We start from the raw sequence: 21,783 nt of genomic DNA on the forward strand, positions 1-21,783 counted from the left end.
AGTGCTAAGGTTTAAAAACCGGACAGCCTTTCTTTACCAGGGAATTAAATCGCAATACCAAACCCCATATTTTTTGTTTTCGTAAGTGGTGTTTTCTGTTTTCGGATTGTCGTATTCGCGATATACTTTTTCACCAATGCTAAAATCAATTGGATTATTAAAAATAGGTCCGTCAAAGCAAAAAGTATGAAATTCTCCATTTTCACCACAAGGGTCAACACCTTCGGGTAAAATATCAATAAAGTTTTTATCTATTACTGTACCTACAAAATCTTCATCAAAATATTTAGAATGGGCACTAACCACAATGGTTTTAAAACCTATATCTATAAACTCATTTAAGAGTTTTTTAGTGTCTCGTTTCCAAAGTGGGAATATGGTTTTTAGGTTTTGTTTGGCGAGTTGTTTTTCGCGATATGTTTTTAAATCTTCAAGAAAAATATCGCCAAAAGCACTGTGTGTAAATCCGGCTTTTTTTAATCGTGTTACGGTTTCCAACATTTTTTGCTCATAAACTTCCATACTTGGCATTTCCGGGAGCTCAATTAAACTGGCCTGAATATTTAAGGCATGGGTTTGGGCAACCAATAATTCTTGCCGCAAACCATGCATCGATACCCGATTGTAATGGCTGTTTATTGTTGTAATCAATTCATCGACAGCATAACGCTCGTCTTGTAATAAATGATAAAGTGCTAAAGCAGAGTCTTTGCCAGAGCTCCAGTTAAAATAGGTTTTGTGTTTAATCAAACCGTATTCTTTTAATCAATTCGTCTGGAATCTCTTTATCGACATACATGTCGTTTGAAAGCGGAAGCAAATCTTTACTACTACCTGTAATATCTATAAGGTTTTCACTTTTAGTAGGTTTGGTAATTGGAAACCTCCCCGAGCCATCAATAATACTAATCGCTCTTGCCAGTAAAGGTTCGTTTTTATCACCCAAAACACCTAAATTTCTAATGCTTTCGCTTAAAATGTTATTTGGGTTTGGAGACAGTCCGTTAAAATAATCTGTTACGCCGTTTACGTTTAACGATTTAAAAATAAGCGGTTGCATAGCGTAAGTATGACTTGGGTTTGCACCCGAACGACTAAAATTTGGCGAGTCGTACAGGGTTCTGGACGCTTGGTATTTACCTGCCGTAGCAGTACCTATTTGCACCACGTTTATGTAGGGCGATAAACTGTTTATTACCAACTCGCTTGCCGATGCGCTCGATCTAGTTGTTAGCACAAAAACCCTTGTTAGTTTTAAGCTGTTTAATGCTGCGCCATCGTTGTTGTTTACAAATCTGTTAATTAATAATTCTGGGTTTTCGTTCTCAAAAGCTTGCTGAAATTCTGTATTCCATTGTTCTGTGCTAAAAACACTTCCTGTAAATTGCCCTGTAATTAAGCTGGATAATAGTATGGCCGTATTTACGGAGCCACCAGGGTTGTATCGTAAATCGAGTACCAATTCGGTGGCATTGGCACTTTTGTAAGTACTGAAAATATCGTTTAATTCGGTATTGAATTGATCTGTTCCTGTAAAACCATTGTACATTAAATAGGCGACTTTGGTGCCGGCAACATCTAAAACCTTGCTAAGTAATATTGGGTTTTCTGTGTATTGTATTTTGGCTAGTGTTTTGGTTTCTTGTGTTGGGGTAACTGTATCGTCGTTGGTTTGTGGTGTGCCGTTATCGTTGTATGTTCCTAAATTAATAATATAGTTATCTGCGCTGGCCAGCGTTCTCCAATTATCTAAGGTAAGTTGTGTGCCGTTTATGCCGTAAAAAATATCGCCGCGTTTTATACCCTGGCTTTCGGCACTTGTATTTGGTAGTACATAGCGTACAAAGCCATAAATGTTTGTATCGTTTGCTGAAAAGCGAAATGTGCCAAACTCCATGCCATTGCTGATAACGATTCCGCTAAAAAGCTGTTCTAGAGCAATGTAATCATCAACAATCCAACTAAAACGGTCAACGGTTTTGCGTTCGTGTATAAGGTTTTCAAATAAGCTTTCGGGCTCAGAAAATGTGTTTAGGTAGTTGGCATAATCGCCATCTGAGGTAAACCTGTTGTTGGCAAGGTCTGGCACATCGTCTTTATAAAGATAGAAAGCGTTCATGCCTTTCCAAACAAAGTCGTTTATTTGGCTGGCCGTAACTTGTATGTCGTCGTTATCTTCAAAACAGCTTACCGTAAAAAATGAAACTATAAATAGTACCATTAGGGCTTTTAAATGTCGCATAGCATTATTTTATATAAGTAGTCTATAAAACCCTAAATTTACTTACATTATTGTATAATAAAAAATAAACGCTTAAAATTTCGTTGGCTGCTATGGTGTGGCTTTTGTAAATTGGGATGGAACATAGCGTTTTACAGAAACTAAGCAAGTATGCCCGCGTAAGGGATTGCAGTGGAAAGCCCACAGCGAGGTACGAGCGAGGACTTGTAGCGGAAAGCCCGACCCGACGGTCGCTGAGCGGAGTCGAAGCGCAGGGTTACGCCCAAATATTTATTTTTTTATTTGTGATGTAACAAAACAAATAGATGCTCGTCGTAACATTAAACAGCCCTAACTAAGCCGTTTTAACTAAACCAAACCACAGATGACTCAGACAGAGTTTTTAAATATTGTAATGCCTTTTAAGGATAAAGTATTTCGATTGGCGAAACGCTTGCTGATATCGACTGAGGAAGCTGAGGATGCAACGCAAGAGGTTTTGTTGAAACTGTGGAAGAATAAATCGAAGATTGCCGAGTATAAAAACGTGGAGGCCTTTTCGATGACAATGACGAAGAATTTTTGTTTTGACAAGTTAAAATCTAAACAGGCGCAGAATTTAAAAATTGTGCACAGTAATTACGAAGCCAAAGAAACGGCGTTACAAAAACAGGTTGAATTAAACGACAGCGTGAATTGGGTGGCGAAGATTATTGAGGATTTGCCCGAGCAGCAACGAATGATTATTCAGCTGAGAGATATAGAGGCATACGATTACGATGAGATTGCAAAAATGCTGGATATGAATAATACGGCGGTTCGTGTAAACTTATCGAGAGCAAGAAAAACAATACGAGAAAAATTGACTAATACACATAATTATGGTATTAAATAATATAGAAAAATTACTAGAAAAGTACGAGAACGGTGAGACATCGCTAAAGGAAGAGCAAGTGTTGAAAAACTATTTTACCAGCGACACAGTAGCGCCACATTTGGAAATGTACAAACCCATGTTCGACTATTTTTTGGTAAATCAACAAGAACAATTTACTAAAGACGTTCCGCTAAAAACTAAAAAAGTATTTAACTACAAGTGGATTTCTGTTGCCGCCGTAGCGGTTCTTATGTTGGGGTTTTATTTTGGCAAATCGTTCAATGCGAATGATTTAGGTACTTATGACGACCCGCAATTGGCTTTTAACGAATTTTCGAAATCTATGGAAATGATTTCCCAAAGTTTAAATAAAGGCACATCAACCGTTGGCTATTTAAATGAAGTAAACAAAGGCACTGCAACACTTGGGTATCTTAACGAAATTGATAACGCAACACGTATAATTTTTAAAAATAATTAGAATTAATGAACACAAATAACTTAAAAACAAGAACAATGAAAGATAAATTAATAGTATTCGTAATGGCCATTATGTTAATGCCAATAACCGCAATGGCGCAGAAAAATATATTTGATAAATATAGCGACAACAACGATGTTACTTATGTAAACATTAAACCCAAAATGTTTCAAATGATAGCCAAAATGGGCATTAATGTTGACGATCCCGAAGCTAAAGCTTATATGGACATGGTAAAAAGCATTACCAGTTTTAGAACTATTGTAACCGATAATAAAGCCATATCTGCCGATATTTCAAAATGGGTTAAATCGCGCTCCGGTGGTTTGGAAGAATTAATGGAAGTGAAAGACGATGGCACCGAAGTAAAGTTTTATGTAAAGGAAGGAAAAGATGCCGACCACGTAAAAGAGCTTTTAATTTTTGTAAACGGGATAGACCAAGTCATGGAAGACAAAATTGAAATTAACGGAAAAGAACGTAAAATTGAAACCGTAGTGGTATCGATGACCGGTGATATCGATTTAAACGAAATCTCGAAGCTTACCAATAAAATGAATATTCCAGGAGGTAAGCATTTAGAAAAAAAGAACTAATAAATACAACACATCAATCATGCAACGAACAATCAAACATATCGTATTAGTATTCGGTTTAGCAATAGCTTTTGTAAGCTGTAACGATGGTAAAAGTCTGCAAACGTATTTTGTGGACAATCAGGAATCGTCAAATTTTATTACACAAGACATACCCATATCGATGGTTGAAATAGACGACTCTAAATTTACCGAAGAACAAAAAGAAGCCTACAAATCGGTAAAACGCTTAAATTTTTTAGGCTATAAGGTTGAAGGTACAGAAGCCGAAAATTTTAAAGCTGAATTGGCAAAAGTGAAAACCATTTTAAGCGATAAAAAGTACCACGACCTGATGGAATTTAGCGATAAAGGAAATAAAATCGTTGTAAAGTACATTGGTACAGATGATGAAGCCGATGAGGTTATTATCTTTGGAAGCGCGAAAGAATTGGGTTTTGGTATTGTTCGTGTATTGGGCAATAATATGAATCCCGATAAAATGGTAACCTTGGTTAGCGCGATGCAAAATGCTAACGTTGATGAAAACCAGGTTCAAGATATAGTGAATTTCTTTAAGTAAACTTAAGATTGCTGCTAAAGTGGAAAACAAAAAACAGGCTGTTGAAAATTTCAACAGCCTGTTTTTCAATACAATAAACAATGTTACTTTTTCTTTTTTAAAATTCTATTTACGTATAATATATTTATAATAACTGCCAAAAAAACAATAGTAATTAGGGTTAAAACGATAAAATTGTCAAGGATTTCCAAAATCCCGGTAACAAAAATGCCACCAGCCATTAGGCCACTTAGTATTAATGTTTGTTTATCGTTTAGCATTGTTTTTTAAGTATTAAATTCCTGTATAATTACTAGGAGTAATACGTTTTAATTCTTCTTTTATTGTGTTTGAAACTTCTAAAGTGTCAATAAAATTTGAAATGGAGTTTTTGTTTATGGCTTTATTGGTTCTGGTTAAACCCTTTAAAGCTTCATAAGGATTAGGGTAACCCTCGCGACGCAAAATGGTTTGAATAGCCTCGGCAACCACGGCCCAATTGTTTTCCAGATCTTCTGCAAATTTAGATTCATTCAACAGTAATTTATCCAATCCTTTTAAAGTCGATTTAAAACCAATTAATGTATGCCCGAAAGGAACACCAACATTACGCAAAACGGTGCTATCGGTTAAATCGCGCTGCAATCTTGAAATTGGCAATTTAGCCGAAAGATGCTCGAAAACAGCATTGGCAATACCCAAATTACCTTCGGAGTTTTCAAAATCGATAGGGTTTACTTTGTGCGGCATGGCAGAGCTTCCAACTTCACCTTTTTTGATTTTTTGTTTAAAATAATCCATCGAAACATAGGTCCAAATATCGCGGTCCAAATCAATTAAAATGGTGTTGATGCGTTTTAAAGTGTCAAACAAGGCAGCCATGTGGTCGTAATGTTCGATTTGCGTGGTTGGGAACGAGTGTTGCAATCCTAGTTTTTCTTGCACAAATTGGCTTCCAAAAGCTTTCCAATCAATGTTTGGGTAGGCCACATGATGCGCATTAAAATTACCGGTTGCACCGCCAAATTTAGCGGCACTTGGTATATCGTTCAGCAAATTAAACTGCTCGTTTAATCGCACCACAAAAACCTCAATTTCTTTGCCTAAACGGGTAGGGGAAGCAGGTTGTCCGTGGGTTCTGGCCAGCATGGAAACAGCAGACCAATCTTTAGATAAAGTTTTAAGTTTCTCTAAAACATTTAAGTATTCAGGAACGTAAACGTCGTTCATCGCTTCCTTGATGCTTAAAGGAATCGCGGTGTTATTGATGTCTTGCGAGGTTAGCCCGAAATGGATAAACTCTTTATGTTGAGACAAGCCTAAAGCATCAAATTTTTCCTTTATAAAATATTCAACCGCTTTAACATCGTGGTTGGTAATGCTTTCTATGTTTTTAATGGCTTGAGCATCATCAGCAGAAAAATCCTTATAAATGGCTCTTAAATCTTCAAAAACGCTACTGTCAACAGTTTTAAGTTGCGGTAACGGAATTTCGCAAAGTGCGATAAAGTATTCAATTTCAACTAATACACGATATTTTATAAGGGCTTCTTCAGAAAAATAAGGCGCTAATTCGTTTACTTTATTTCTATATCTTCCATCAATTGGAGAAATGGCGTTTAGTGGTGATAATGACATGTTTTGTGTTGTTTTTAAGAAGTTGCAAAGATAGGTTTTTAAGACCGAAGTTTCATAACCCAAATTCCAAATAACAAAAACTAAATTCTAAAGCTTACTCGTAATTCTAACTTCGTGCTTCGTGCTTCAAACTTCACGCTTTTTTAATTTTTTTTAAAATATGGCGAGCTCGTGCTTTAAAAGCTGCACTTTGTTTGTGAAAATCGTCTTCTAAAATCCGAGATAATTCAGGATAAACCCAATCATATTCTTTTCCCAATAAAAAAAGGGTGGACATGCTGTATGCTTTAGGCGCTACTTTTTCATCGTTAATCATATAATCAAAACAAACTTCAATAATACGCTCTTTATGTGTTTCAGTTAAAGCAGTTTGTATATCGTTCTCGGTTTTCGAATAGTAAGCTGTTGCTAGAAATTCACATATTTTAGCCACAGGTCGCACCGCAGAATCTATATGGACTTTGTGCATGTTTTCGGTAAAGGTATCTAAATACGGTATTATGGCGTCTATGTTTTTTTTGCACATAAACTCGAATACCCAAGCAGCTCGCGGCGACGCTTTGTCATCTACCCAAAGCATAATCTCCAATAATTTAGAAATTAAACCTGGATTATTAATAACCAGATTGGCGTAATACAAACGCTTTTCGCGCGAATGGTTAACATGGCTTAATTCGTTATAAAGTTCCTGCGTGGTCAAAATGATTTTTAGTATTTTTAAAATCTAAAATTAAGTAAAATGAAAATGATAAAAAAAACACTTTTGGCACTATTGGTTTTGTTTGTAATCGCTCAATTTTTTGCACCCGAAAAAAATGAAGGCGATTTAGCATCCATTGAAGCCTTTTTAAAAGAAACCAATCCGCCCGAAGATGTAAAACTTATATTAAAAGAAACCTGTTACGATTGCCATAGCGATTTTACCCGATACCCTTGGTATAACAAAATAACACCCGTAAACTATTGGCTTGCCGACCATATTAACCACGGAAAAAAACATTTTAACGTATCGAGTTGGGCTGCGAATTCCACAAAACGCAAAGACCATAAGTTTGAAGAACTTATTGAAATGGTTGAAGCTAAAGAAATGCCCTTAAATTCTTACACATGGACGCACACCGAAGCTAAACTTACCGATGCACAAATAGAAGCCGTGGTAGATTGGGCAAAAAAAGTGCGGTTAAAATACGGTTTGGAGCCTAAACCAGAGTAGAAAGCCCCATCCTATCCTTCCCCAAAGGGGAAGCGAAAGCAGTTTCTGATATTAATTTGGAATAGAAATGCTATAATAGAGTTTGGCTTTAGTAATAAGCGAAAAAATTACGCAAACAAATAGCTTAAATTGCATCTAATAATAAAAAAACCATGAAACTTATTAAAATAATATTGATAAAGATATTGCCTATTTTATTCGTTTGTTGTACACAAGATGATTCAGGATTTGACGAAGAATATGATTTAAAAAAACAACTGTTTAGATATTAAAGGAACTGACTAAAGCTTATGTTTTAACTCTGTAAATGACTCTAGATACCCTACTAATGCAGTTTGCTTATGGCAAGGCAATGCGGTTGTTGATTTTGTATTGAATTCAAAAACTGAAAAAAAATATTTTACATTAAACACCCACAGAAATTTTCAACGAGATACAGTAATAAACGGATTGAAAATTGAATTAGTTAGTGCATTACCACATCCATTACTGAACAAGGCTATTAATCTGAATGAATATTCGGTTGAAATTAAAATTTCTAAGTGATAATTTCAATTGGTCATATTTAGGTTTTGGAATTTAGTTTTTGAATATTTGATTTTTAGAATTTTTTATGAATAAAAAATTATTAATCATCGGTTTTGTTTGGCCAGAGCCCAAAAGTTCTGCGGCAGGTAGCAGAATGATGCAGTTAATTGCTGTGTTTCAATCGCAAAACTATCACATCACTTTTGCGAGTTCGTGTACTAAAACAGATAATGCTTTTGATTTAAAAACGATGGGCATCGAGCAGGTTAAGATTGAATTGAATCATTCCAGTTTTAATGATTTTATAAAGGATTTGAATCCAGATATTGTAATGTTCGATCGTTTTATGACCGAAGAGCAATTTGGGTGGCGCGTTGCCCAACAATGCCCAAATGCTGTAAGAATTCTGGATACCGAAGATTTACATGGTCTGCGAAAAGGCAGACAACAAGCTTTTAAAGACAGTAAATCATTTGATAAAACTTATTTGTTTAACGATACCGCAAAGCGGGAAATAGCCAGTATTTACCGCAGCGATTTAAGTTTGATTATTTCGGAAACCGAAATGGAACTTCTTAAAAACGAATTTAAAGTTGATGAGTCTTTGTTGGTTTATTTGCCATTTCTGTTAGATGAAATTTCAAAAGAAAATATTGAAAGTTTATCGAAATTTAACGACCGAAAACATTTTATAACCATTGGAAATTTTTTGCACGAACCCAATTATAACGCCGTTTTGTATTTAAAAGAATCCATTTGGCCGCTTATAAAAGAGCAATTGCCCAAAGCCGAATTGCATATTTACGGTGCTTACGCTACTCAAAAAGTAAACCAGTTGCACAATGCAAAAGCAGGTTTTTTAGTAAAAGGTTTTGCCGAAAATGTAAACGTGGCCATGCAGCAATCAAAAATATGTTTAGCGCCCATACGTTTTGGTGCCGGCTTAAAAGGAAAATTGGTTGATGCCATGCAAAACGGCACACCATGTATTATGAGTGGTATAGCTGCAGAAGGCATGTTTGGTAATATAGAACCAAACGGGTTTATTGAAGATAATCCAGAGGAATTTGCACGTAAAGCGGTTCAATTATATAATGATGAAATGCTGTGGAAAGCAAAACAACAAAACGGATTTGAAATTATAAATAAGCGTTTCAGTAATATTGAGCATAAAAAAAAGTTTTTAGCCAAAATAGAAGAAGCGGTTAAACATATTACCGAAAAACGACTTAATAATTTCATAGGGCAAATGTTAGTACATCATACTTTACAGAGCACCAAGTTTATGGGTAAGTGGATTGAGGAAAAGCATAAAAATATAAATGATGGCTCTTAAATTTATTAGAAATATTAGCATAAATCCTATAAAAATGAAAACAAACAATTAGGCAGTTTTATAATAAAAGACTAGATTTAAAGTGCTGAATTTTAATTAACTAATTGCTGTTAATGTCATAATTTTGTATCTTCACTCACTTAAAGTTGTTACTCACTCAATATAACTTTCATGTTAATCTTCCTTAAGATAGATTTGATGAAAATAAAATATATAAAATTATGAAACCACAGTTAACACGTACACAAAAAAAGGCTTGCAAAAGCTTGAGTTTTATTGCCATTTTTATGATTGCCACCCTTGCATACAGTCCTGTTTATGGGCAAAATAAAAAGGCAACTTCAACAGAAATACCGCAAAACGAAAGAATTATTAAAGGTATTGTTACCAGTGAAGATGGGCCGGTAGAGAGTGCCAGCATTACCTTAAAAGGAGCTAAGGTAGGAACGGTAACCAATGCCAAAGGCGAGTTTACATTTCCAGAACCGCTAAAAACAGGAGACGTTTTACTAATTAGCTATTTAGGTTACGAAACCATTGCGGTAAAAATAAAGAGCAATACCACGTTTGTAAAACAAATGCTATCTGAAGATTTAATTGAGTTTGTGGGTGCTTTAAACTCCAATAAACCCTATAAATCTAAACGCTCAAATTAATAATTACATCTTATAGCTATAGTTAAATTTTAACAATGCGTTATTTATTAATCTTCATTTTTGTATTTCAATCGCATGCGCAAATCTCAGATTTTGATACTATCGATTTTACAAAAGCCGATAGAATGGCGTTGAAATACAAAAATGAAAAACTTAATAATTTACCCGAATTGGCATACAAACTCACTTCGGGTTTAGCTACCGATGTAGAACGTTTCCGTGCTATTTTTACCTGGGTTAGTAACAATATTGCTAATGATTATCGTATGTTTTCAAAAAACATGCAAAAAAGGCAACGGTTTAAAAATGATAGTGTGAAGCTTAAAAGCTGGAATACTAAATTTAGAAAAGCAACATTAAAAAAACTTAAAAAAACCAATAAAACCATTTGTACGGGGTATGCTTATTTAGTAAAAGAACTTGCAGATTTGGCCAATATAGAATGCGAAATGGTACACGGTTTTGCCAAAACAAGTACAACAAATATTGATAAATTAGATGCCCCAAACCATTCTTGGAATGCCGTTAAACTAAATGGTAAATGGTATCTCTGCGACCCTACTTGGGCGAGCGGCATACCTAATCCAGAAACTTTTCATTTTCAATTTCAATATAACGAAGGTTTTTTTTTAGCAAACCCCGAACTCTTTGCAATAGATCATTTTCCTGCTGAAAAAAAATGGTTGCTTTTAAATGATGCCCATGCAACTTCGTTTCAAGCATTTATAGATTCCCCCATTATTTACGGGCAAGCTTATGCGAATATTAACCTTCATGTTGAGCCTAAAAAAATGTACAATGTCATCAAAAAAAACGACAGTGTTTCTTTTAAATTCGAGCTTAAAAAACCAATAGATGTTAAAGCGGTTAGGTTGTTAATTGATAGTGGGAGCCATAGCAATAAAGTTTATCCTAAGTCAGCATCAATCAAAAATAATTACTTAACTATTGATTATGCATTTAAATATAAAGGGTTTTACGATGTGCATTTTTTTATAGGAGAAGATTTAATCTCTACTTATACATTTAAGGTGAAAGGCTAAAAAAAACGCTTCAAAATTAATTGAAGCGTTTTTTAATAATTATCTAAGGCGATTATTTAATTACATCATGCCTGGCATACCACCGCCGCCCATTGGAGGCATAGCAGGTGCGTCTTCTTTAATGTCTATTAAAGCACACTCGGTAGTAAGAATCATACCAGCAACCGATGCTGCATTTTCTAATGCAATACGCGTTACTTTTTTAGGATCGATAATACCGGCTTTGAGCATATCTACATAAGTTTCAGATTTAGCATCGTAGCCAAAGTCTTTTTTGCCTTCTAAAACTTTATTAATTACAACGCTACCTTCGCCACCTGCGTTTTGCACAATGGTACGTAAAGGTGCTTCTATGGCGCGCGCTACAATTTGAATGCCTGTTACTTCGTCTAGGTTTTCGGTTGTAATTTTTTCTAAAACCGATATGGCTCTAACCAAGGCAACACCACCTCCGGCAACAATACCTTCTTCAACGGCAGCTCGGGTTGCGTGCAATGCATCATCAACACGGTCTTTCTTTTCTTTCATTTCCACTTCACTGGCAGCGCCAACGTAAAGTACGGCAACACCACCGGCTAATTTAGCTAAGCGTTCTTGCAGTTTTTCTTTGTCGTAATCGCTAGTGGTTGTTTCTATTTGCGATTTAATTTGGTTAACACGTGCTTTTATATCTTTTGCATTTCCGGCACCGTTAACAATTGTAGTATTGTCTTTATCAACTGTTACGGTTTCAGCAGTACCCAACATACTTAAATCGGCGTTTTCTAAAGTAAATCCTCTTTCTTCAGATATTACGGTTCCGCCAGTTAAAATAGCAATATCTTCAAGCATGGCTTTACGTCGGTCTCCAAAACCAGGTGCTTTAACGGCAGCAATTTTAAGTCCGCCACGTAATTTGTTTACTACCAAGGTGGCTAGGGCTTGTCCGTCAACATCTTCAGCAATAATCACTAAAGGCCGGCCAGATTGAGCAACCGGCTCTAGTATTGGAAGGATTTCCTGTAGGTTAGAGATTTTTTTGTCGAATAATAAAATGTACGGATTTTCTAAATCGGCAATCATTTTATCGGCATCGGTTACAAAGTAAGGCGAAAGGTAGCCTCTGTCGAATTGCATACCTTCAACAACATCTACGTAGGTTTCCATACCTTTGGCTTCTTCAACGGTAATAACACCTTCTTTACCCACTTTATCAAAAGCTTGAGCAATTAGTTCGCCTATGGTATCATCGTTATTTGCTGAAATGGCAGCTACTTGTTTTATTTTTTCAGATGAATTGCCCACCTGTTTAGATTGTTTTTCTAAATCTTGGGTAATCGCAGAAACGGCTTTGTCTATGCCGCGTTTTAGATCCATAGGGTTTGCGCCAGCAGCAACGTTTTTTAAGCCTTCTTTAACGATGGCCTGAGCTAAAACGGTTGCTGTAGTGGTGCCATCGCCAGCTAAATCGTTGGTTTTGCTAGCAACTTCCTTTACCATTTGTGCCCCCATGTTTTCGTGTGCGTCTTCCAGTTCTATTTCTTTGGCTACTGTAACGCCATCTTTGGTAACCTGTGGTGCGCCGAAAGATTTACTAATAATTACGTTACGTCCTTTGGGGCCCAAAGTTACTTTTACTGCATTTGCCAATGCATCAACACCGCGTTTTAATCCGTCTCGTGCTTCAATATCAAATTTTATGTCTTTTGCCATAATATGTTTTATTTTTATTCCCGCGAGGGCGGGAAACTGTTTAATGAAAATCTAGTTTTGTTTGATGAGATTTCCGCCTACGCGGAAATGAAAAAGTAATTGTTACACAATTGCCAATATATCGCTTTCGCGCATAATTAAATAATCTTTACCTTCTAGTTTAAGCTCTGTTCCTGCATATTTGCCATATAAAACAGTATCGCCAACTTTTACGGTAATAGGCTCGTCTTTGGTGCCTTTGCCTGCGGCAACAACCTTACCTTTTTGTGGTTTTTCTTTAGCGTTATCCGGAATAATAATTCCTGACGCTGTTTTAGTTTCAGCAGCAGCTGGTTCTATAACAACTCGGTCTGCTAATGGTTTAATGTTTAAGCTCATTTTGTTATTTTGTTTTTAATTTAAATTATGTTTAACGCCTTAGCGTTATGCTAAAAATGTGCCAATGCTTTTTAACTGACAAACTTGCAGATTTGTTTATCTGTAAGAGCCAGAAACAAAAAAACGCCAACTTTTGGAGTTGGCGTTTTTTTGTTTAAAATACATTGTATTATTGTGCTGAGTCTTTGGCTGTTGTGGTATCAGCATTGTTGTTTGTAGTTGGTAGTGGTGTTGCGGGTAATGGCTGCGTAGTTGCATCGGGGTCCAATGCTTTAGAATCTACGGTTTCGTTTCCGCTACTAATGGCTACGTTAGAGGCCAGTATTAAAACCAATAGCAGTGTTGCTAAAGTCCATGTGCTTTTGTCTAAAAAATCGGTAGTCTTTTTTACGCCCCCTAATTGTTGTGTGCCGCCACCGCCAAACGAAGAAGATAGCCCTCCGCCTTTAGGGTTCTGTACCATAATTACCACTATAAGTAAAAACGCTACCACTACGATTAATGCTAAAAATATTGTAAACGTGCTCATTATTCTGTGTTATTTTGTTCTTGTAATTGTTCTATTGCTTTAATTTGGTTTGCAAAGAAACTACTTTTTTCTGGATATTTCAAACTTAAAATGTTGTAAGATTGAATGGCTTTTTTATAGTTTTTTTGTTCAACATAGATACGGGCTAAAGTCTCGGTCATTAAAGCTTCGGGCTGTATCATTTGTGCTTTGGCGAGATTACCTTTTGATGTTAAGGTTTTAGACGGATTTATTTTTGGGTTTTGGGTGATAAATTTATCTATTAGTTCGAATTTTTTAGCTTTTTCGCTATGTTCTGAAACTTCTTTTGCTTCTTTTGTGTTTTTTGAAATTTGTGTCTTTTCTCTTTTAATAGGTTTAAATCGAGCAAGTTTTAACCATTCGTTAAACGAGTGGGTTTCTCTTTTATCGAATTGCAGTGGTTTACCTATGTTAAGTATGTCGTTAGCTGATGCTTCTTGTGTTTTGGTGGCTTTGGTTACGTTTTCAATACGCTCAGAGTCGTCAAGTACAAAGGCTTTTTTTGGGCGTTCTACCTTGGGTTGAAACAACGCCGGGTCCAGAACGCCATCGGTATCTTTAATTTGTTGTTTTAAGGCATCATCAATAGCCACGCTTTTGTTAATGGAAATATCTTCAGCGTTAACACCGATGGCTTTTAAATGTGTTGTGTTTTGTTTGATGAATTGCGATATTTCGTTTTGTATAAAAACTTCAGAGGTTATAAAATCGAAGAGTATGCTTCTGTCTGTGGTGTAGGCGGCTGTGGTTTTAAGGGCTTGGTTGTACTTAAAACTGCTTTGGTTCTTTAAACCTTTAAGATGTACTGCGCGTGCCGATTGAAAATAAGGAAACTCATCAACAATAGATGTTACGGCCTCGGTTTGCTCATGCGTTATGGCTTGCGGGTTTTGTAGGATGTATGTAAAATCTTTTTGATTCATTGTTGGCTAAGCCTAATTTAATTATTTAATATTTTATGAGATTTTTCGTTTTACTCGAAATGATATCGACTATTTTAAATTTTTATTACTGCTAACCGAGGTTTAATAATCTACCATTTTGCTAAAGTAGCATTAATAATATCTTGCGTTAAGCGCTCAAAAATCTCTTCGTGCGCGGTTGCTTTTTGGGCGCCCACAAGTTGTTCTCTACCTGGGTAATCGTAAAAAAACGAAAAGGATTGATCTACATTGTCTTCTTCGTTATTGGTATTGTAAAAACTAATTTTTACGCCTATGGTTAGCCGGTTTTGTGCGGCTCTATTATCCGATGTGGCCGTGGTTGGCGAAATTCTGTAGGTTGTTATTTCGCCTTCGTAAACCAAGTCGGCATTAGAGGTCTCTAATTTGTAATTGGTTTGATCTAGTATTTTATCTTGTAATGCATTTTGAAAATCGCGCTCTAAACCAGGTTCTACAAGTAGGGCGTTGTTTTCAATTCGGTTTACCTGAAAAGTCTCTGCCTTTATAGAGCTGGGTTGGGTAAAGCCATAGATGCCGCAGGACTTAAATGTTGCGATTGCTAGTAATAAAAAGATGTATTTTATATTTTTCATTTATAAGATTGATATTTTTTAAGGCCTTTCGAGAGCGTTTAATGTACCCGTTGGATTATTTTAAAAACGATTGCTTTTTTATATTGTTGTACTTTTTAACTGCTTACTGAAAACTGCAACTGCCAATTCTTTTAAAGGTCATATTGTTTAATTTTCCTGTACAGCGTACGTTCGCTAATACCTAATTCGGCAGCTGCTAATTTACGCTTTCCTTGATGGCGTTCAAGCGATTTTTTTATTAACTCCAGCTCTTTGTCTTGTAAAGATAGGGTTTCTTCTTCTTCAATCTCTTCGGCAAAATGGTATTTATCTTGTGCGTTTGCGCCATCGTCAAGCGTCTCAGGGTGTTCGGGTATCGATAGCACTTCGGGTTCTGTTAGTGCTTCTTCGTAATCTGTTTCTGTTTCATCGGCATTGCCATAGATTTTTTGGATTAAGCTCCCGTGGTCTTTTTCAACGTCTTTAACGTTGCCTTTTTTCATGAGTTCCATGGTAAGTTTTTTCAAATCGTTCAAATCGCTCTTCATGTCAAAAAGGACTTTGTATAAAATCTCGCGTTCGCTACTAAAATCGCTTTCGGCTTTTGATGTTTTAATAACCGCGGGCAAATTGCTGCCCGATGTTGGTAAATAGCCTTTTAGTACTTCGGCGTTAATGTTTCGATTTTGTTCTAAAACTGAAACTTGTTCGGCAACGTTTCGTAACTGACGAATGTTGCCGTTCCATCGGTGTTTTTGTAAAACCCTAATGGCGTTATCGGTTAATTTAACCGTTGGCATCTTGTATTTTAAGGCGAAATCGCTGGCAAATTTTCTGAATAATAAATGAATATCGTCTTGTCGCTCGCGTAATGGAGGCAAATGAATATCTACGGTACTTAACCTGTAATACAGATCTTCGCGGAATTTTTCTTTTTCGATAGACTGAAACATATTGGCATTGGTTGCCGCCACAATCCTTACATCGGTTTTTTGAACCTTGCTGGAGCCTACTTTAATAAACTCGCCATTTTCAAGAACACGTAATAAACGCACTTGTGTTGTTAGTGGCAATTCGCCAACTTCGTCTAAAAAAATGGTACCGCCATCGGCCACCTCAAAATATCCAGAGCGCGTTTGTGTGGCGCCTGTAAAAGCCCCTTTTTCGTGTCCAAAAAGTTCACTGTCAATGGTGCCTTCTGGAATGGCACCACAGTTTACTGCTATGTATTTGTTGTGTTTTCTGTGAGATAATTGGTGTATTATTTTAGGAATACTTTCTTTGCCAACACCAGATTCCCCGGTTACCAAAACCGAAATATCTGTTGGTGCTACTTGTATTGCTTTTTCGATGGCACGATTAAGCGCAGGTGTATTACCTATAATACCAAAACGTTGTTTTATTGCTTGAACGGATTCCATAAGTAAGCCCCCTAGCCCCCAAAGGGGGAATTTAAAATGTTATTAATATTGTTTCGTTGTATTCTATTTTGAATCATTATTCTTTTGACTTTTTTATGCGTTTGAGTGAGCATTCCTCCCCTTTGGGGAGGTTAGGAGGGGCTTATTGCCTCCCCAATTAAAGTAGCACTCGTACAATCTGTAACCTTTACGTTTACAAAATCTCCCACTTTAAAATCTCCTTTTGGGAATACACATACGATGTTTTGTTGCGTTCTTCCTGACCATTGTGCATCAGATTTTTTAGATTCTTTTTCAATCAATACCTCTACGGTTTTGTTTAACCATTCTTTGGTTCTTATTTCGCTGTGTTCGCGCTGTAAATCTACAATATCTTGCAAGCGTCTTTTTTTAACTGGCTCAGGAATATCGTCTTCCATATTTCTCCCTGCCATGGTTCCGGGACGTTCTGAATAGGTAAACATATAGCCGAAGTTGTATTTTACATATTCCATTAACGATATGGTTTCATTAAAATCGGCCTCGGTTTCGGTTGGGAAACCAACAATCATATCCTGACTTATGGCACAGTCTGGAATAATTCTACGAATGTTATCAATTAATTCCATGTATTCTTCGCGTGTATGTAAACGGTTCATCGCTTTTAAAATACGATTGCTTCCGCTTTGTACGGGCAAGTGGATATGGTTGCAGATGTTATTGTATTTCGCCATCGTTTCAATAACATCCAGCGTTAAATCTTGTGGATTAGAAGTTGAAAAACGAATGCGCATTTTTGGTTGTGCTTTGGCGCACAATTCTAATAAATTTGAAAAACTTATAGCTGTTGCTTTTTGTAATTCGCTCGCTTTATCAAAATCTTTTTTTAGGCCGCCGCCATACCAAAGGTAGCTATCTACATTTTGCCCAAGTAGTGTAATTTCTTTATAGCCTTTGTTCCATAAATCGTTAATTTCCTCGATAATGCTTTGTGGGTCCCGGCTACGTTCGCGACCGCGCGTAAAAGGCACCACACAAAATGTACACATATTATCGCAACCACGCGTAATCGAAACAAAAGCGGTAACACCATTGCTGTTTAAACGTACGGGCGAAATATCGCCATAGGTTTCTTCTTTAGAAAGGATTACGTTTATGGCGTCTCTACCTTCTTCAACTTCGGCTAAAAGGTTGGGTAAATCTTTGTACGCATCGGGGCCAACCACTAAATCGACAATTTTTTCTTCTTCAAGAAATTTGGTTTTTAAGCGTTCTGCCATACAGCCTAAAACGCCCACTTTCATTTTGGGGTTGTTGTCGCGTTTTACGGCATTGTATTTTTCTAAGCGTTTGCGTATGGTTTGTTCGGCTTTATCGCGAATAGAGCAGGTGTTTACCAAAACCAAATCGGCATCTTCTAATTTTTGGGTGGTGTTAAAGCCTTCTTTTGTTAAAATAGAAGCTACGATTTCGCTGTCGCTAAAATTCATTGAACATCCATAGCTTTCAATAAAAAGCTTGCGGGTGTTTTCTTTTTTTTGTTCTAAAACCAAGGATTCCCCTTGTTTGCTTTCGTCTATAATCTTTTCCATAATTTAACTGATGCCTATTCGCGGTCAATAAGTGTGCAAATATACAATTAAATAATGTTTTTATGACACAATGTCATGTTATTTTGTGTAAAATTCAACGCAACCTTTTTGCACCTTCTGCATCTTTAAAATAAACGATTTAAATAATGAAAACCAAAGCTCTTTTTTTATTCCTCTTTTTATTAATATTGGCTTGCGATAGCAACGAGAACGCTATCCCAAACCCTGATAATTTATTGATTGGCAGTTGGGTTGATCCTTATTATAACGAAAATGAAACTGTTTTTAAAAGAGCCCCAGCTTTACCCAATAATGGGGCTGGCATTATGTTTAAGGCCAATGGCGATTTTGTTGAACGCTCCTCAGGTTGGTGCGGAACACCGCCTTTAAGCTATTCCGATTATAAAGGCAATTGGGTCCTGGAAAACACATTGGTTACCATTACTCAAGAATTTTATCCCATAAATTATGCGTGGCGCATCGTATCGGTTTCCGAAACGGAATTGATTGTTAAAAGAGAACTGACAGAACAGGAAATAGACCATCAAAAATTAATGGATTTGTATAACGAAATTTACAATTTAAGCATAAGCGTATCGTGCACCAATGCAAACGATTGGTTGTTTACAGCCTATGGAGCCAAAGCTTGCGGTGGGCCACAGGGTTATATAGCGTATTCAAATCAGATTGATACGGATGCGTTTTTGCAAAAAGTTGAAGCTTACAATGCCGCTGAAACCGCTTATAATATTAAATGGGATATTGTTTCGACCTGCGATTTACCGCAACAACCCAAAGGCGTGAAGTGTCAAAACGGTTTTCCATTATTTATCTACTAAAACAAGATTATATTATGATTAAAAAAATGCTATTTTCCGTTTTAATTTGCATCTGTTTTATGAATATGCAGTGTGAAGATAATAACGACATTGTTAATTTAGATTGCGATTTGCCCGTTGTAATAGATAAGGAAAAATACGATAATTTAGTTTCAGATAATTTTACTTTTATAAGCGCAGAAATAATAGGTGATTGCATAAGTATTGCTATTGCAGCTTCGGGTTGCGACGGGGATTCGTGGGAATATCAATTGGTTGATTCTGGTGCAATAGCCGAAACTTCGATACCACAGCGCGATTTAAAATTTCAATTAATAAATAATGAAATCTGTGAAGCTTACATCGTGAAAACCATATCATTTAATTTAAAACCCTTGCAAGTTGATGGAGACCAAGAAATTATCCTGAATATTGAAGGTCTGGAATCTCCATTTAATTATAAATATTAAAACAAATAATCACCTTAAAAAACAACCGCCATGAAATTAAAATTCCTTTTTTTAAGCCTTGTCTTTTTTAGCCTTATATCTTGCGAAAAAGATGATGTTGAATACCAGTTCGTTAAAGTTGCAACACCAGAATTAATGAGCAAAACCGCGTTTAGAAACCTGGTAAAAGTAGAGCCGCCAACAAACATTAAAGAAGCCGGAAAAATTTACGCCTATAAAGATTATATTTTTGTAAGCGATGCTAAAGCTGGTGTGCATATTATTGATAATTCCAATCCCGAATCTCCCAAAGCCATAAAATTTATCAACATTCCTGCAAACGAAGATATATCGGTAAAAGACGATTTTTTGTATGCCGATAGCGCCACAGATTTGGTGGTTTTCGATATTTCCGATATCAATACCATATCGATAGTGGAGCGTTTAGAAGATGTATTCGATTTTTATCACGAAATCCCCAACATTCCTGAGGGTACTCAACTCATGGATTATGCAAAATACGATGCAAACACCCATATTATTGTCGGGTGGACCCAGTCTTTAGAAAGGCGTAAAAAAGAAGATTTCGTTTGGGGTACAGGCGATATTTTCTTTTCTGATGGTAATGGGCTAACCAATGTAAGCGAATCTGTAATTGGAACCGGCGGTTCTTTGGCACGTTTCCAAATTGTAAAAAATTATTTATACACCGTGGGTACCCGTAAAATGAATATTTTTAACATTCAAAACTTAAAATCGCCAATATTAGAAAACACCCAACAAGCAGGATGGAATATAGAAACCATGTTTCAAGCCGATAATCATTTGTATTTAGGAAGCACCAGAGGCATGTATATTTACAGTTTAGCAAACCCAGCAGCACCAGAATATGTTTCAGAATTTGTACATTGGGAAAGCTGCGATCCCGTGGTGGTTGATGGAGACTATGCTTATGTAACCCTTAGGGGCGGTAATTTATGCGGGCAACAAGAAAGCGTTTTGGAAATAATAGATATTAGCGATAAAACCAAACCAACATTAGCAGTTCGATACGGTTTAGAAAATCCTTACGGCTTAGGTATAAAAGGCAACATGCTCTTTGTTTGCGACGGAACGGCAGGCTTAAAACTGTTCGATAAAACAGATCCGTTAAATATTAGCATGACAAAAAACTTAAAAAACATACAAGCCACCGATGTTATTCCCTTAGAAAACACATTGATAATGATTGGCGGAAACACCCTATATCAATACCAATACGGTATTAACGATGTGAAGCTAATAAGCACTTTTTCGTTGAATTGATTTAAGGAAAAAATAAAATTAAAGAACCCTGCCTTTTATGCGGGGTTTTTTTAATTACAAAAATAATCTTGTTAAATCTATTTGAAAGTGTTTAATTTGAACATTGCACTAACCAAAAACTTAAACCATGCATACCATTACAAGTTTATTAGAAAAAATAGAACGCGCCAAAGCGTTGGACTTCGGAACCATTTTCGGCGAATCCATCGAATTGTTTAAAAAGACTTGGCTTCAGGGTTTTTTAATGATTTTATTAACCACCATTATAATGCTGCCTTTAATTATAGTATTGTACATTCCCCTAATTGGTATGGCCATAGCCCAACAAGAAGGTGGTTATGCCAATTCTGATGCTTTTAATAACTTTTTTGGGGGCATGTCTATACTTTACATACTGTTTGTAATTGTAGGGATTTTTGTTCTCGGGGCCATATCCGTAGCAATAAACGCAGGCTTTTACAGGATAATGAGAAAACTAGATAACAACGAAACGGTAAAAACAGCAGAGTTTTTCCATTTTGTTAAAACCAAGTATTTAAGCAAAACATTTATGATCATGTTAGTTTCAATTTTAATAGCTATTCCTTCAGCTTTGCTGTGTTACATCCCGTTAATATACATGATTGTTCCATTATCTTTTTTCGGAATATTTTTCGCATTTAATCCAGAGTTATCGGTTGGAGAAATTGTAAAAGCCAGCTTTAAATTAGGGCATAAAAAATGGCTATTAGCATTTGGTCTTATAATTGTGAGTTCTTTATTATCTCAAATAGTAGGCTATTTGTTATGTGGTGTAGGGCTGCTATTTACAGCAACTTTTGTTTACCACCCAATTTATTTAATTTATAAAAAAACTATTGGCTTTAACGAAACAAGCGCCATTGAAGAAATAGGAACAACCGTAGAGTAAAATTTTTAAAACTTAGTAAAAAACACCTGTTTTTAAAATGTTA

The 21,783-nt window shown here is 36.1% G+C and carries 23 protein-coding genes; 12 read left to right on the forward strand and 11 right to left on the reverse strand.

Features of this window, described 5'->3' with window-relative positions:
* Positions 1 to 33 precede the first annotated feature (33 nt).
* Both ACFSQS_RS10330 and ACFSQS_RS10335 read right to left on the reverse strand, forming a co-directional pair.
* A complete protein-coding gene (locus tag ACFSQS_RS10330) occupies positions 34 to 750 on the reverse strand; it encodes a Dph6-related ATP pyrophosphatase (RefSeq protein WP_388018079.1) in 717 nt (238 codons plus the stop codon).
* Positions 743 to 2,242: a S41 family peptidase gene (locus ACFSQS_RS10335; protein ID WP_388018082.1), complete on the reverse strand. Its 1,500-nt coding sequence runs from the start codon at positions 2,240 to 2,242 to the stop codon at positions 743 to 745. Before ACFSQS_RS10335 ends, ACFSQS_RS10330 begins: the two co-directional genes overlap by 8 nt.
* Before the next feature lie 364 nt (positions 2,243 to 2,606).
* On the opposite strand from ACFSQS_RS10335, the gene ACFSQS_RS10340 reads away from it, so the two are divergent.
* From ACFSQS_RS10340 to ACFSQS_RS10355, 4 genes are read left to right on the forward strand one after another with little or no spacing between them, the layout of a single operon-like run.
* Entirely contained in the window at positions 2,607 to 3,116 is a 510-nt protein-coding gene (locus ACFSQS_RS10340; RefSeq protein WP_388018085.1) for an RNA polymerase sigma factor, read from the forward strand.
* Positions 3,103 to 3,579 (forward strand): hypothetical protein, encoded by a 477-nt coding sequence (locus ACFSQS_RS10345; protein WP_388018088.1) that lies wholly within the window; start codon positions 3,103 to 3,105, stop codon positions 3,577 to 3,579. Before ACFSQS_RS10340 ends, ACFSQS_RS10345 begins: the two co-directional genes overlap by 14 nt.
* Before the next feature lie 35 nt (positions 3,580 to 3,614).
* Positions 3,615 to 4,175 carry a DUF4252 domain-containing protein gene (locus tag ACFSQS_RS10350; protein ID WP_388018091.1) on the forward strand — a complete coding sequence of 187 codons (561 nt, stop codon included), beginning with the start codon at positions 3,615 to 3,617 and terminating at the stop codon, positions 4,173 to 4,175.
* A gap of 19 nt (positions 4,176 to 4,194) precedes the next feature.
* Positions 4,195 to 4,737 (forward strand): DUF4252 domain-containing protein, encoded by a 543-nt coding sequence (locus ACFSQS_RS10355; protein ID WP_388018094.1) that lies wholly within the window; start codon positions 4,195 to 4,197, stop codon positions 4,735 to 4,737.
* Positions 4,738 to 5,010: 273 nt separating this feature from the next.
* Here the strand turns inward: ACFSQS_RS10355 and purB are convergent, their stop codons facing one another.
* The gene (gene purB / locus ACFSQS_RS10360; RefSeq protein ID WP_388018097.1) at positions 5,011 to 6,354 is read right to left on the reverse strand and encodes an adenylosuccinate lyase; all 1,344 of its coding nucleotides are present in this window, start codon (positions 6,352 to 6,354) and stop codon (positions 5,011 to 5,013) included.
* A gap of 133 nt (positions 6,355 to 6,487) precedes the next feature.
* A complete protein-coding gene (locus tag ACFSQS_RS10365) occupies positions 6,488 to 7,054 on the reverse strand; it encodes an adenylosuccinate lyase (RefSeq protein WP_388018100.1) in 567 nt (188 codons plus the stop codon).
* 39 nt (positions 7,055 to 7,093) lie between these two features.
* Here ACFSQS_RS10365 and ACFSQS_RS10370 point away from each other — a divergent pair, with 39 nt between their 5' ends.
* The 4 genes from ACFSQS_RS10370 to ACFSQS_RS10385 all read left to right on the forward strand — a co-directional run bounded on the left by ACFSQS_RS10370 (position 7,094) and on the right by ACFSQS_RS10385 (position 11,130).
* The gene (locus ACFSQS_RS10370; protein WP_388018103.1) at positions 7,094 to 7,567 is read left to right on the forward strand and encodes a heme-binding domain-containing protein; all 474 of its coding nucleotides are present in this window, start codon (positions 7,094 to 7,096) and stop codon (positions 7,565 to 7,567) included.
* 613 nt (positions 7,568 to 8,180) lie between these two features.
* Positions 8,181 to 9,431 carry a glycosyltransferase family 4 protein gene (locus ACFSQS_RS10375; RefSeq protein ID WP_388018106.1) on the forward strand — a complete coding sequence of 417 codons (1,251 nt, stop codon included), beginning with the start codon at positions 8,181 to 8,183 and terminating at the stop codon, positions 9,429 to 9,431.
* A gap of 221 nt (positions 9,432 to 9,652) precedes the next feature.
* A complete protein-coding gene (locus ACFSQS_RS10380) occupies positions 9,653 to 10,087 on the forward strand; it encodes a carboxypeptidase-like regulatory domain-containing protein (protein WP_388018109.1) in 435 nt (144 codons plus the stop codon).
* Positions 10,088 to 10,122: 35 nt separating this feature from the next.
* Entirely contained in the window at positions 10,123 to 11,130 is a 1,008-nt protein-coding gene (locus ACFSQS_RS10385; RefSeq protein ID WP_388018112.1) for a transglutaminase domain-containing protein, read from the forward strand.
* 60 nt (positions 11,131 to 11,190) lie between these two features.
* Here the strand turns inward: ACFSQS_RS10385 and groL are convergent, their stop codons facing one another.
* From groL to miaB, 7 genes are all read right to left on the reverse strand, one after another.
* Positions 11,191 to 12,822, reverse strand: a complete 1,632-nt coding sequence (gene groL, locus ACFSQS_RS10390; RefSeq protein ID WP_388018115.1) for a chaperonin GroEL — start codon at positions 12,820 to 12,822, stop codon at positions 11,191 to 11,193.
* 102 nt (positions 12,823 to 12,924) lie between these two features.
* Positions 12,925 to 13,200 (reverse strand): co-chaperone GroES, encoded by a 276-nt coding sequence (locus ACFSQS_RS10395; RefSeq protein ID WP_341215775.1) that lies wholly within the window; start codon positions 13,198 to 13,200, stop codon positions 12,925 to 12,927.
* Between the two features lie 169 nt (positions 13,201 to 13,369).
* Entirely contained in the window at positions 13,370 to 13,729 is a 360-nt protein-coding gene (gene secG / locus ACFSQS_RS10400) for a preprotein translocase subunit SecG (RefSeq protein WP_388018119.1), read from the reverse strand.
* Positions 13,729 to 14,673 carry a hypothetical protein gene (locus ACFSQS_RS10405; protein WP_388018122.1) on the reverse strand — a complete coding sequence of 315 codons (945 nt, stop codon included), beginning with the start codon at positions 14,671 to 14,673 and terminating at the stop codon, positions 13,729 to 13,731. The genes secG and ACFSQS_RS10405 overlap by 1 nt, the downstream gene beginning before the upstream one ends.
* Before the next feature lie 110 nt (positions 14,674 to 14,783).
* Positions 14,784 to 15,287: an LPS assembly lipoprotein LptE gene (lptE, locus tag ACFSQS_RS10410; RefSeq protein WP_388018125.1), complete on the reverse strand. Its 504-nt coding sequence runs from the start codon at positions 15,285 to 15,287 to the stop codon at positions 14,784 to 14,786.
* A 131-nt stretch (positions 15,288 to 15,418) separates the two neighbouring features.
* Positions 15,419 to 16,687 carry a sigma-54 interaction domain-containing protein gene (locus ACFSQS_RS10415; RefSeq protein WP_388018128.1) on the reverse strand — a complete coding sequence of 423 codons (1,269 nt, stop codon included), beginning with the start codon at positions 16,685 to 16,687 and terminating at the stop codon, positions 15,419 to 15,421.
* Positions 16,688 to 16,818: 131 nt separating this feature from the next.
* Positions 16,819 to 18,258: a tRNA (N6-isopentenyl adenosine(37)-C2)-methylthiotransferase MiaB gene (gene miaB, locus ACFSQS_RS10420; protein WP_388018131.1), complete on the reverse strand. Its 1,440-nt coding sequence runs from the start codon at positions 18,256 to 18,258 to the stop codon at positions 16,819 to 16,821.
* A gap of 146 nt (positions 18,259 to 18,404) precedes the next feature.
* On the opposite strand from miaB, the gene ACFSQS_RS10425 reads away from it, so the two are divergent.
* From ACFSQS_RS10425 to ACFSQS_RS10440, 4 genes are all read left to right on the forward strand, one after another.
* A complete protein-coding gene (locus ACFSQS_RS10425) occupies positions 18,405 to 19,097 on the forward strand; it encodes a hypothetical protein (RefSeq protein ID WP_388018134.1) in 693 nt (230 codons plus the stop codon).
* A 59-nt stretch (positions 19,098 to 19,156) separates the two neighbouring features.
* Complete coding sequence (locus ACFSQS_RS10430; RefSeq protein WP_388018137.1) at positions 19,157 to 19,546, forward strand: hypothetical protein; 390 nt, start codon at positions 19,157 to 19,159, stop codon at positions 19,544 to 19,546.
* A 30-nt stretch (positions 19,547 to 19,576) separates the two neighbouring features.
* Positions 19,577 to 20,830 carry a hypothetical protein gene (locus ACFSQS_RS10435; protein WP_388018140.1) on the forward strand — a complete coding sequence of 418 codons (1,254 nt, stop codon included), beginning with the start codon at positions 19,577 to 19,579 and terminating at the stop codon, positions 20,828 to 20,830.
* 127 nt (positions 20,831 to 20,957) lie between these two features.
* Positions 20,958 to 21,740 carry a hypothetical protein gene (locus tag ACFSQS_RS10440; RefSeq protein WP_388018142.1) on the forward strand — a complete coding sequence of 261 codons (783 nt, stop codon included), beginning with the start codon at positions 20,958 to 20,960 and terminating at the stop codon, positions 21,738 to 21,740.
* The last annotated feature ends 43 nt before the right edge of the window (positions 21,741 to 21,783 follow it).

It is taken from the genome of Gelatiniphilus marinus, assembly GCF_042684345.1.
GTDB lineage: Bacteria > Bacteroidota > Bacteroidia > Flavobacteriales > Flavobacteriaceae > Gelatiniphilus > Gelatiniphilus marinus.